We start from the raw sequence: 258 nt of genomic DNA on the forward strand, positions 1-258 counted from the left end.
GGTCACGATCACCGGGAGCCCGCTCGCGACGTACTCGTAGAGCTTGCTCGGCATGGCGGCCCGGAAGGCGGGCGTGTCCTCGAGGAGCACGAGCCCGCACGCGGCACCAGCGGCGAGGCGCCAGGCCTCCCGCGGGGGCTGGCGGCCGTGCAGGCGGAGCCGGTCGCGGGCGGCGCCTTCGGCCAGGTATGCCGTGAGGCGCGGCTCTTCGTCTCGGCTCACCGGCCCCACGATGTCGAGGGACCAGCCGGGGGCGTC

1 pseudogene is annotated in these 258 nt (G+C 76.0%); it reads right to left on the reverse strand.

Features of this window, described 5'->3' with window-relative positions:
* Positions 1 to 258, reverse strand: a pseudogene (locus SAZ04_RS22430) (hypothetical protein); the annotation flags it as partial.

Origin of the sequence: Halalkalibacter lacteus (assembly GCF_036663595.1) — a bacterium.
GTDB classification, from domain to species: Bacteria; Bacillota; Bacilli; order Bacillales; family Bacillaceae_D; genus Halalkalibacter; species Halalkalibacter lacteus.